Genomic DNA, 11966 nt, shown 5'->3' with positions numbered 1-11966 from the left:
CCTCTTACACAAATGCAAATTTCAAAGTCCCTCTCCCAAGCTTGGGAGAGGGACTTAAGGTGAGGGCTTTAGATTCATGCAACAAGTCTAATCTGTAAAAGCTTCTTATAGACTGACTTTCAGCTTCAGCTTAAGGGTCAGTTTTCAGATATTCTTGTAATTGTTGGGTACGCAGTTTTGTGGTATCTTCCAAACAACCAAAATAAATGGTAGAAGCAATACTTCCGCCCTCATATCTGCTTCTTTCAAACTCACAATTGGTATCTCGAAACTTGATCCATGCTAGTTGTGCAGCAATCAATTTCTGTTTTCTAGGCCTTTCTAGTGTAGGTACCAATTGTTGATAAACTTGATTCAGTTTTCTATCTGCATTCTGATAAGATAACTTCGTACATTCATTAATTGCTGCTTGAGTTTGAGGATTATTGCAGTTTAACTTTTGAACTAAGCGCATCTCAGATAAATCAGGCGTTGTACCTGCTATCGTCATCGCAGGAGTATTTAAACTGCTGAGGGTTAGTATACTGGAAAAAACTAGTAATAATTGACGCATAGCAAAATCTTTGTTGTTAAGTATAGAAATTTGATATTTTTGGTAGCCTCGAACTCAGAATCAGAGTAGGAAGTGGTATGCTCCACAAAGAAGTATCATGGTTCATTCTAGCTACCAGTACACTCCAGCGATGGAGTTTTGGTTAAAAGAAGAAGACAGCAACTGCACGAAATCGAAATGGGATAAGCGATCGCTAGTATATATACTTATTGCATCATCCAGAAAAAGGGATGAAATTTTTATTTAAGCAAATAAAATATATATTTTCGTTAGAAGTATGATATCTGTGTCTAAAATATTTTTATTATACGCCAAATTCCGATAAAACTCTTGCATTGATCGTTAAAATAACTGTATTCTTTATATTGTTGAAAATTGTTTTTCACAAAATCAATAACAAAGCACAATTTCAGCACATCGCAAAAAACATTGACTGGGCAAATCGATAAATGTCGATATCAAACCAAAATCTATGTATGCCGTTGTCGCTGGCATTATGAGTAACAGGAGCAACTCCCGAAATGAAAAATCAAATATTTTGTTTATGTGTGTAGTGTAGCAAGGAATTCAAAATTTTTTCTATTCCCTATCTCTTACAGTCCATACCTAATTTGAATAGAGAAGAGTATTGGCTAAATTTTCAATCTTTTCATCTCTCTAATCGGGGCAAGAAATCTATTCTGTGCTGGCTGAGTTTGGGATTTCAAACCCATTTTATCAACGAATCAAGACCAGGAAAATTATGACCTCTGTAGATCCTAATTTTTTTGACATCCCGGACAAAAGCCTAATCATCATCGACCCAGCCGTTGATGACTATAAAAAGTTAAATGGCAACAACTTGGAAGTCATATTTAAAGACGTAGTAGATACAGAAGTAAGAACGGTAACTTCAAAAGCAGAAAAACTGTTGAAAGCTCCACCGAAGGAATTGTTAGCGCCTCCTGGTGATTTCAATCCTACACTACTACTGTTTTTTGCATCTGTGACAGTACTGGTTTCATCTCATTGTGGTTACTGGCTTTGGCAATGGCCAGACTGGCTGTGTTTTAGTTTTAATATTATTGCTTTGCATTGTTCTGGAACAGTAATTCATGATGCTTGTCACCAATCTGCCCACCGCAATCGAGTCATTAATGCCATATTAGGGCATGGTAGCGCCTTGATGCTAGGGTTCGTTTTCCCAGTGTTTACACGAGTACATTTGCAGCATCACGCTCATGTCAACGATCCCAAAGATGACCCAGATCATTTTGTTTCTACAGGTGGCCCGCTGTGGATGATTGCATTTCGATTCTTGTCCCACGAGGTGTTTTTCTTTCGACGGCGACTGTGGCGCAAATATGAACTATGGGAATGGTTAATTAGCCGCTCAATTGTTGTTGCAATTGTTTATATCTCAGTTCAGTATCATTTTTTAATGTACGTTCTCAATTTTTGGGTTGTACCTTCTGGTATCGTAGGATTAATACTGGGCTTATTTTTTGATTATTTGCCCCATCGTCCCTTTGTTGAACGCGATCGCTGGAAAAATGCTCGTGTATACCCTAGCCCAATTCTTAACATCCTGATTTTAGGTCAGAACTACCATTTAATTCATCATTTATGGACTTGTATTCCCTGGTACAAATATCAGTCTACATACTATCTGATGAAGCCTTTATTAGATGAAAAAGGCTGTTATCAAACTTCAGGTTTACTACAAAAGAAAGACTTTTTAGAGTTTATTTACGATATCTTTGTAGGAATTCGCTTTTCTCATCAAACAATTAAAAATCAAGAGGAATCCCAAAGTCGTAACTAAGCATTAACTCGTGAATTAGTCATTAGTTATTGGTCATTTGTAAATAACCAATGATATCAAGTCTACATTAATGACTTAATTAAATCCGAATCACCCCACCCCGCCAAAGCATCGGGGAGGGGTGCAATAATTTTAGAAATTATAACTATTTTATTTTTTGTAAATCAAGAAAACTGAACCAATCGGCCCAAGGTTTTCTACATAAGTTTTCTGGTTATAATACAATCCTGGAGACATACCTCCATCAAATAAAATTCCTTCTTGAATCTTACCTAAACAGTTATTGCTAGCAATACCCTCTAAGACATTATCAAACATATCTGGCAGTAACTCTTGATTAAGTTGAGATAATTCAATCTCGGAATTAGCTTTCAAGTCATTAACTAATAAGATTACATAGCCTTGATTAGTGATAGCTGCCAGAGAGCGATTAGTTGCATTTTTACAAGCAAATTCTCCCAAATCTTGACAAATATCTTTAAACTTACCCTGACGATAGAATCTGCCATTACCGCCCACTAAATTGTAATTGAGAATATCGTTTGTTCTTCTGCCAGCTTGAATAGTAGCCTGTCGCTGCTGGGGTGTACCTCCTGATATCCCAAAGGAAGAACGTTTATTTTTAAATGCTCCTGAATACTCTACGCCACGAGAAATATTTAAGCCTTGGGGTTTATCTTCAGTATCTATATAGTCCGCATTAATTGCAGCAATGGGTAGCTGTCCGTTTAACTTGGCATTCTCATCAGCGATGAGTTCATGAAACTGTTTTGCTACATATTCTTTACGTAGTTTACCTCTACTATCTTTGGCGTAAAGTTTATGAGATAGACCAACATTAACTTTGAAATCTAATTCGGCTGATTTGGGATTAAAAATAATTACATTATTAATACCTTTAGGATTTTTTTTACCTTGATTATTAGTTTTAAAAAAATCAATACTAAACTTGGCATCTTTGCCAGGGCAACTTTTAGACGCTTTTGGAACTAAATTTGCTTCAATCTTTTGACAACCTGATAATAAGCTTGCACTAATTATCAAAATAAATAACAAAAATAATTTTCTTGTAGACATAATAATACAAAAAAAACCGCTACAGAATTACTATAGCGGGGAATAATTTAAAATTTCAGTCTGGAGTCAATCTCAGAGCCAAAACTTAAGAGAACCATTCTAAGACAGCTTCTTCTTTGGTGTTGGTATTGCGAGATGGTGTCTCACGATTAAATTTCATCTGAATTGACCGAGTTTGCTCGCCATCAGCAGCTACAGCCAAAATCGGATAGTCAATTAAACCATCTTGGAAGGACATCTGGAAGCGGAATGTTCCATCTGGATTTAGCTGAATTGGACGGCCGCCAATGGTTACGGTAGCATCGGGTTCGGTTGCACCGTAGACTATCAACTCAGCATCGGCAATTAACCAGAACTTGCGCGGACGCACTGGTACGGCGGAAGCCGAGAAGCCAACACCTGACATTCCTGCACCGGAAGCGGTTAAGCCAGATACGGTAGGAGTTGCCCACAGACCTACACCAGATGGGAAAATGTAGGAGCTAATCGCTTGTTCAGGACGCGCTGCACCTTGTTGAGAGCCGAAGATAGAACCAGCAACCCGTAGTGCTTCGGCAGATTCTGCTAAACCAAATATTTCGTCGTAGATGGGGTTGCCATTCACAGCATTACCAACATTACCATTGGCAGTAGCTGCAATCTTCTTGGCAGGAGGAACTAGTTCGTACTGAGTTTTGCCACGTAAATCTTCTTCAAAATTTACAGTGATGAAGACATCCTCAATCCAGTCAGAAGGATAGACGGGGGGAATGTGTACTCTACTAGAACGAGCTAGTACTAACCAACGACCATCAGCAGCACGATAGCCGATATCGATCGTATAATCGCGATCGCTAACTGGAACTGGTAGATACCATTCTCTAGCTAGTTCATCAGCGGGATATTCTTGAATGCTATGTGGGCTTTGGTATTCAATATCGATGTCGGTGACATCATAAATCCGTAGTGCCAATTGTTGTCCGCCTTGCCGACGCAATTCCTGTTTGTGTTCATTGGGAACATCCCAGTAAGTGTAAGCCCACTGAGGATCGCGCGGTAAGAGTACAATCCGGCTTTCACCATAGCCAGAGGGCAAATCTGCCAGTCCTTCATCAACATCAGCCAAAGATCCACCAGTACGATCTTCCTGACCTAATTCAAACTTTGCAGCTTCCACGGTTTCTTGTGCCTCCAATGAACGAGATGGACTGAGTAAGGTTCTGCTACGCTGGACTTCTTGTATTGATGCCAGTAGTTGTGATTTACGCATTCGGCTATAGCGAGAGATGCTATATTCGCTAGCAACTTTGCGTAGTTGGCGTAAGGTCATCTCCTCTAGTGGCGGGCGTTCTTTTGCCATTAATTTGGCCTCCAGTAGTTTAAGCGGTAAATGATTTCCCCTGGTTAAAGAATGCTATGTAAAATCTCATCCATTCCAGATGAATTTCTTATCCTGACTCCTGGTTTTGCCCAGTTTTTAAGTTTTTTAATCTGTTTTTAAATTGAGCCAACACCCTTTCAATTCCTTCATTGTGCCAAAATTAGCATTTCTTTGGGATCGGAGGATTTTTATTTGTTAAGTCAATATTAACCACTAAGCATATCTAGGGATCAAGGGGGAAGAAGTAGGTTTTTTAGCTGTTTCACGAATTTATAAGCCCTTCTGGGATCTAATTGTCATGTTTTCATAACATTAATAGGATTTGCATGTTAAGCAATGGCAAACATATCAAGCTTTCATGACATTGCTCTTTTGGTCAGCCAAAAATCACAATCCACAAAGAAAGGAGTAGGATTCAAAGGGATTGGGCATTGAACCCACCACTAAATTCCTAGTTGGACAATACCGATCGCAAACCAAAACGTGGGGCAAACTTAGTTAATCGTTACTTTAGCGATCGCCTTTCTTCCCACCGTTATGTGAAATTAAGTCCCAAGATAGTGTGTACCCGACCATCGAAGAACTTAAGCTTGGCGTATAAGTTTAGGGTTTAGGGAAATAATTATGAATAAGGAAACAGTTCCTAGCCAGGCTGAAAAGTCTAATCCAGAAGGTGATGCGCCACAATTAAGTCCAGAAGTACTGGACAAAATCAAACACCCTGCGAGAATAGACGATGTTATTCGGGAGCAATCACCAGAAGAACGTAAAAGTAACCCAGCTTTAGTACCAGAAATGATTGACGATCCAACTGATGATTAATTGGGTTTGCGAAAGAGGAATCGAAAAGCTCAGATTCCCGACTTTTTAGAGAAGTCGGGAATTTTGGTATTTAGAGGATGTTTGAAAAGTCCTTTTCTTAGTAGCAAAACGTTTTAGATCCCCCTAAATCCCCCTTAAAAAGGGGGACTTTGATTCCAGTTCCCTCCTTGTTAAGGGGGGTTAGGGGGGATCTAAATCTAGCTTCAAGAAGTTAATTTCCACTCTACATTACTTCCAAATCTAAGATTACTTACCATCGTCATCTATACTAAGTTAGATTTTACAAAGATTAAATTTTATAACCAGAGTCGTATATACAGGTGCGAGCTTAAAGTAATTTAATCATAAAATGTTACCTAATTCCTGAAAGAGAATATCCATACCAATTCTTTTGAAGACGTACAGAAAACTCTAAATAATCTTCCTAATACCAGCAAAGTTTCCAAAATTAAAAGCAAACAAAACTAATGTCTGGTGACAAATTATTAATCGAAATATATTCAGGAATTACGCGGAATTATGAAATAACATAGACGCACCGCAAATGCGTCTTATTGGTTCAGTCTCGTTTAATAAATAGAAGCAACTTGCTGCAAAGTTCTTGCGTAAGTCCTGATATTGTGAAACCATATTTTATAACTTGCTGATACAACTAAACTAATTTGTCTTTAGCCTCACTCCAGAAAAAATTACTGGTACTAGTAACAATCATGACGCGATCGCCAAATTCAGAAAACAATCAGGAACCATCTAATCGTCGTCTGTGGCTCCTGCTTTTAGGACGTACCAGTTTGGCTCTGGGTGGGGTTTTACTAGTTGGAATTATAGTTGGTGCTTGGTGGGCTAGAAACTATGTATACAAAGATTTAGCACCGTTAGTACAGCAAAATCTTGAGCAATTACTGGGGCGTTCAGTAAAAGTTGGGAACGTTGAACGTTTTTCGCTTTCTAGTCTGAGATTTAGCTCTCTATCAATACCAGCAACTCCCAGCGATGCAGATCGGGTAGTAGCAAAAGCTCTGGAGGTGCAGTTCTCGCCGCTGCAACTTCTTCTGACCCGAAAACTGGCATTAAATGTCACCTTAATTCAACCCAACGTCTACGTTCAACAGGATAAAGATGGTCGTTGGGTGACAGCCCAAGTTAAGGCTGGAGAGGGACAAGGCTTTATTCAAACTGAGTTGCAGTCACTTCAAATTCAAGATGGCAATATAGAGTTGATGCCATTCACTGCACCGACTAAACCGAAAGGCTCAGTCATATTAGATCGAGTTGGTGGTATTGCCCGATTTTCCGATCAAAATCAAAGGATTGGTTATGATTTCAATACTCAACTCACTAGGGGAGGCGCTGTTAAAATTGTTGGCGAAACCCAACTCAAAGCTCAACGAACTAACCTCCAGCTTTCAGCACAAAATTTACTAGCATCTGATATCACTCGATTAATTCAGTTACCGATCGCTCTGCAAGCAGGATATTTAAATGCTGACTTAGGGGTTCAGATTCCACCCAAACTTTCAGACATCGCAATTACGGGAACAGCTACAGCTAATCAAATCACCGCTAAGATTCAAAATCTTCCTCAGCCGATTTCTAATTTTAATGGGAAATTTCTATTTCAAGGTCAGACAGTTACTTTAGATAATCTGAGTACGAACTTTGGCAAAGTTCCCATTCTGGCGAATGGAACAATTAATACTCAAACAGGTTTTAATGTTTCTGCTCAGATCAGACCAGTTACTGCGAAAAATATTTTAGATACATTGAAAGTGAATTCGTCAGTCCCAGCTAGTGGCGAAATTCAAGCAAATATTAAAATACTAGGCGCACTTCAGCAACCAATCGTCAGCGGTACAGTAAGTAACACAAAACCGATTCAAGTCGATCGCGTTCAATTTAAAACTATCAACACTGATTTCCGCTTGAATGCATCTCAAACTGCATCTCAACTTACTGTCTCCAATCTGAAAATAGTCCCCGCAGCTGGCGGTCAAATTATCGGCGGCGGTCAAGCTAATCTGGGAACCAAAGATGGGGTAATATTTAATGCTCAAGCTGATGGGATATCAGGAGATATACTAGCACGCAGCTATGGCGTTACTCTACCGATCGCAGTTGGAAATGTTTCAGCAAAAGCCCAAATTTCTGGCTCACTTCGCAAACAACCCTTGAAACTTGATGTTTCTAATGTTCAAGTAACGCCGCCAGCCGGGGGACAAATCACAGCCAATGGTCAAATTCAACTGGCTCCCCAAGGTCAGGTAGGCGTAGATATTCAAGCTCAAGGTATCCCAGGAAATGCGATCGCTCAAGGTTATGGGATTTCAACTCCGATTAATGTGGGTGGTATATCTGCGAACGCTAAAATTACTGGTTCTCTGGGTACACCATTAAACGTCAACGTTTCTCGCGTTCAAGCAAATCCAGATGTGGGAGGGCAAGTCACAGCTAGCGGACGAGTTCAGCTTGCACCTCAAGGTAGAGTGGCATTGAATGTCCAAGCAAAAAATATACCAGGGGATGCAATCGCCAAAGCCTACAATTCCTCACCCTCCATTACCATTGGGAATGTCTCGGCAAATGCCGATATTTCTGGCACTCTGAGCAATCTGCAAACAGTTGCGCGGGTGCAAGCGCCTAGTGCCACCTATCCCACTAGCGGACGAGTTGTTGTTACCAAACAAGGAGAGAATATCGTCTTTCCCGATGCGGTTGTGAACGTGGCAGGTGGGACAATCACAGCTCAAGGTCAACTTGCACAACAACGCTGGCAAGGATCTGTCAGAACTTCTCAAATTCAACTCAGCCGTTTTTCACCACAACTGCGAGGACGGCTGAATAGCAATATTCAGTTAGCTGGCACAACCCAATCTTTCCAGCTTGCGGATATTCGCGCCGCCGGACAAATCAGCCTTCCCCAAGGAATAGCGCAGCTGGCAAAACCGCTGACTGCGAGATTTCAGTGGAATGGACAGCAGATTATCGTTGAAAACGCAAGTACCGCAGGATTTAATGCTAATGGTGCGATCGCTATTCAGTCTCCCCCAACTGGCGCACCCCAAATTGCCGGATTTGATTTAAATGTACTGGCGCAGAATTTCAACTTACAAAATACTGGTTTTAAAGTTCCTGGGGACGTAGCAATAGCAGGGCGACTTGATTTTAATGGAAAAGTTACAGGAACTCCAGATGTACCCCAAGCTAATGGGAATATCCGGCTGCGGAATTTCAATGTGAGTAACTTGGCATTTGACCGACTTTTAACTGGAAACGTGAATTTTCAAGGCGGACAAGGAGGAAGTCTGCGATTAGCTGGGAAACAAGATCGGATTGCGCTTAACTTAGGCGCAGATTATCGTCCCACTTCATTTTTAGTTAAACGCGATGAGGCAGTTACTACGGGTAGAACTGAGGGAGATAACTTGATAATCAACGCCCAACAGTTTCCCATCGCTCTGGTTGGCGGCTTTTTACCTAACAATCAATTGAAACCACTGGGCGGGCAATTATCGGGTAATTTAGTTGTCAATCTGAATAATTATGCCATTGCGGGAGATGTGGCGATCGCAGCACCTCGCGTTGCCAGAGTTGCAGCCGATGAATTTCGCGGCAGCATCAATTATGCCGATGGTACTGCTAGCTTGGCTAATGGTCTATTGCGGATTGGGGATAGCAACATCGCTCTCAGTGGTAATGTGCAAGCAGGAAACGATCCGCAATTTCAATTCCAAGCTAATTTTGCCCAAGCCAAAATCCAGAGACTTTTACAAGCATTTAATATCTTTGATTTTCAAGACCTTAGTACTGGGTTACAGCCTCCAACGTTAGCTGGAGCAGAAGCACTTCCAACTGAATCTATCAGTTTGCCCAATGCAGACTTAAAAACACAGTTAGCATATTTCTCGAATATTACAACAGCAATTGCAAAAGAACAGCAAGCAGAAACCAAAAAAACCGCATCTTTGCCCAGCCTTGCAGAATTAACAGGTGCTTTAAGCGGAGCAATTACAGCCAATGGCTCGTTAAAATCTGGGTTGAATGTTGGCTTTAATTTTCAAGGTGCTAACTGGCAATGGGGTAATTATTCCATCAATCAAGTTGTTGCTCAAGGCACTTTCGCCGATGGTATCGTCACCCTTTCGCCCTTGAGTGTGGGGATTGATCGAGGACTAGTGGCGTTTTCAGGACAGTTAGGAACTGAGCAACTATCTGGAAAGTTGAATGTAGCCAGTCTGCCTTTATCACTTTTAGAGCCTTTTATCGAAAAATATCCCGTAGATATCACTGGTAATGTAAATGCTGATGCCACTTTAGCAGGTAGTTTGCAAGACCCCAGAGTTCAAGGGAAAGTGGCGCTAGCGAATGCGACCCTTAACAAACAACCCGTACAAACAGGACAGGTGAACTTTGATTACAACAAAGCTCGCTTGAATTTTGATAGTACCTTACTCGTAACAGGAACGCAGCCAGTCGCAATTACAGGTAGCGTACCTGCTCCTTTGCCTTTTGCCAAAGTGCAACCTGATAGCAATCAAATCAACATCGACGCCAATGTGCAAAATGAAGGATTGGCACTGTTAAATCTGTTGACCAACAATCAAGTCGCTTGGGTAGACGGTCAAGGAAAAGTAGATTTAAATGTTCGAGGTACTTTAAACGAACCAATTATCAACGGCAACGCCACACTTAATAATGCTACCTTTAGCGCTCAAGCCTTATCCGATCCTCTCACGAATGTCACAGGAACAGCGCAATTTAATGGTAGTACGGTAAGCGTTGAAAATATCCAAGGTAATTACAATCAAGGACAAGTAACTGCATCAGGCATCTTGCCAATTTTTGATGCTCAACAAACGGCAGCGAATCCCCTGACAATTTCAATAGCAGACAAACTCAACTTTAAGCTTGCAGGACTGTATGAAGGTGGTGTTGGCGGTGATGTCGTGATTCGCGGCACAGCCTTAAAACCTGTAATTGGTGGAGAGATTAAACTGAGTGATGGTAAGGTAATTATTGGCAACTCGACTACTACTGCTAAAAAATCAGCAGCTACAACTGAGGCTAATACTAAGGTCATAAATCTAGATAGACAAGAGGCTAACCCTAACGTCACACCGACAGCAGAGAATAGCACTAAGCCAGTGGCGACAGCAGACGCAAGCACTAGCGCCGCAACTCCACCCAATTTACCTGTAGAGTTTGCAGATTTAAAGTTGATTTTAGACAAAGATATTCGGGTTACAACTCAGTCCTTCCTAAGCTTTGTACCAGGAGGAGAGGCATTGAGTCAGCCTTTATTGAGCTTTGACGCTAAAGGTGACTTGACCATTAATGGTACATTAGCCAAACCACTTCCTGAAGGAGTCATTCGTTTGACAGGAGGACGACTGAGCTTATTTTCTACTGAGTTCACCTTAGCGCGGGGCTATGAACAAACTGCGCGGTTTACTCCAAGTCAAGGACTTGACCCGACTTTGGATGTCCGACTGACGGCAATTGTACCGGAAGCATCAGCAAGGAACACTCAAACTTTGGAATCACCATTGTCTTCTGAAGTCAGCGATGTTTCTGTAAACAACTTTGGGACTTTACGTAGCGTTACCGTTCAAGCTAGGGTGAACGGGCCAGCTAGTAAATTGGGCGATAATCTAGAACTGACGAGCGAACCTAGCCGTAGTAAAGGAGAAATAGTTGCTTTGCTGGGTGGCTCAATTCTGGGTTCTTTCGGTCAAGCAGATGCAGGCCAAGGGCTGACTAATTTCGCTAGTTCTACCATTTTAGGTAGTTTACAAGGAACTATCACTGCGATCGGACAGGCTGTTGGTTTCAGTGAATTTCGGATATTTCCGACTCCATCTATTAATAATGAAGAATCAAAAGCATCAAGAGCTTCAATTCTTAATTTATCAGCAGAAGGTGTGTTTGATATTAATAAAAATTTCTCTGCCTCTTTATCACGCGCTCTTTCTAGCGATGACTCTTTCCGTTTCAATGTCCTCTATCGAGTCAATGACGAAATTCTGATGCGAGGCTCAACTGATGTGGGAGATGACAATCAACTTCAAGTTGAGTATGAAACTCGATTTTAGATTGCTGCATTAGCATTGTTAGTCGGCACAATCGCATTGCTGGCCAATAAACTAACTAATATACCGGGACGGGATATCACTCAATACGGTTCGGATAAGCAATTTTCTTCTCCCTTTTGGTTTGGGAAAAGGGTAAGGGGTAAGGGGGAAAAGTTTGAATTTAGCCTTTTCCCTTTTCACTTTCCCCCTTAACCGAACCGTATTGGGATATCACTAGATTTCTTGCAAAAGTCGGGCTAAAGGGAAAGGGTAAAAAACTCA

Annotated in this window: 6 protein-coding genes; 3 read left to right on the top strand and 3 right to left on the bottom strand. The window is 41.1% G+C overall.

All coding sequences use genetic code 11. The annotated features are described in order from the left end of the window. Nucleotides 1-130: 130 nt before the first annotated feature. Entirely contained in the window at nt 131-553 is a 423-nt protein-coding gene (locus tag V7K53_RS16270) for a lysozyme inhibitor LprI family protein (protein ID WP_335198539.1), read from the bottom strand. 742 nt (nt 554-1295) lie between these two features. On the opposite strand from V7K53_RS16270, the gene crtR reads away from it, so the two are divergent. Continuing rightward, entirely contained in the window at nt 1296-2357 is a 1062-nt protein-coding gene (crtR, locus tag V7K53_RS16265; protein WP_335198538.1) for a beta-carotene hydroxylase, read from the top strand. Nucleotides 2358-2507: 150 nt separating this feature from the next. Here the strand turns inward: crtR and V7K53_RS16260 are convergent, their stop codons facing one another. Then, nucleotides 2508-3434 carry a phosphodiester glycosidase family protein gene (locus V7K53_RS16260; RefSeq protein ID WP_335007074.1) on the bottom strand — a complete coding sequence of 309 codons (927 nt, stop codon included), beginning with the start codon at nt 3432-3434 and terminating at the stop codon, nt 2508-2510. Nucleotides 3435-3519: 85 nt separating this feature from the next. Beyond that, nucleotides 3520-4773, bottom strand: a complete 1254-nt coding sequence (locus tag V7K53_RS16255; RefSeq protein WP_335198537.1) for a DUF4912 domain-containing protein — start codon at nt 4771-4773, stop codon at nt 3520-3522. A 645-nt stretch (nt 4774-5418) separates the two neighbouring features. Here V7K53_RS16255 and V7K53_RS16250 point away from each other — a divergent pair. Both V7K53_RS16250 and V7K53_RS16245 read left to right on the top strand, forming a co-directional pair. Next, nucleotides 5419-5616, top strand: coding sequence for a hypothetical protein (locus V7K53_RS16250; RefSeq protein ID WP_289797157.1), 198 nt, complete (start codon nt 5419-5421; stop codon nt 5614-5616). 710 nt (nt 5617-6326) lie between these two features. Beyond that, nucleotides 6327-11705 (top strand): translocation/assembly module TamB domain-containing protein, encoded by a 5379-nt coding sequence (locus V7K53_RS16245; RefSeq protein ID WP_442940497.1) that lies wholly within the window; start codon nt 6327-6329, stop codon nt 11703-11705. Nucleotides 11706-11966 lie beyond the last annotated feature (261 nt).

This window comes from Nostoc sp. (assembly GCF_036917355.1).
In the GTDB taxonomy this organism is placed as follows: Bacteria; Cyanobacteriota; Cyanobacteriia; order Cyanobacteriales; family Nostocaceae; genus Nostoc.
This window is presented reverse-complemented; position numbering and strand designations above follow the sequence as displayed.

Coding starts and splice junctions, on each gene's coding strand:
- V7K53_RS16250 (WP_289797157.1), top strand. CDS start 5,419: ATGAATAAGGAAACAGTTCCTAGCCAGGCTGAAAAGTCTAATCCAGAA.
- V7K53_RS16260 (WP_335007074.1), bottom strand. CDS start 3,434: ATGTCTACAAGAAAATTATTTTTGTTATTTATTTTGATAATTAGTGCA.
- V7K53_RS16255 (WP_335198537.1), bottom strand. CDS start 4,773: ATGGCAAAAGAACGCCCGCCACTAGAGGAGATGACCTTACGCCAACTA.
- crtR (WP_335198538.1), top strand. CDS start 1,296: ATGACCTCTGTAGATCCTAATTTTTTTGACATCCCGGACAAAAGCCTA.
- V7K53_RS16245 (WP_442940497.1), top strand. CDS start 6,327: ATGACGCGATCGCCAAATTCAGAAAACAATCAGGAACCATCTAATCGT.
- V7K53_RS16270 (WP_335198539.1), bottom strand. CDS start 553: ATGCGTCAATTATTACTAGTTTTTTCCAGTATACTAACCCTCAGCAGT.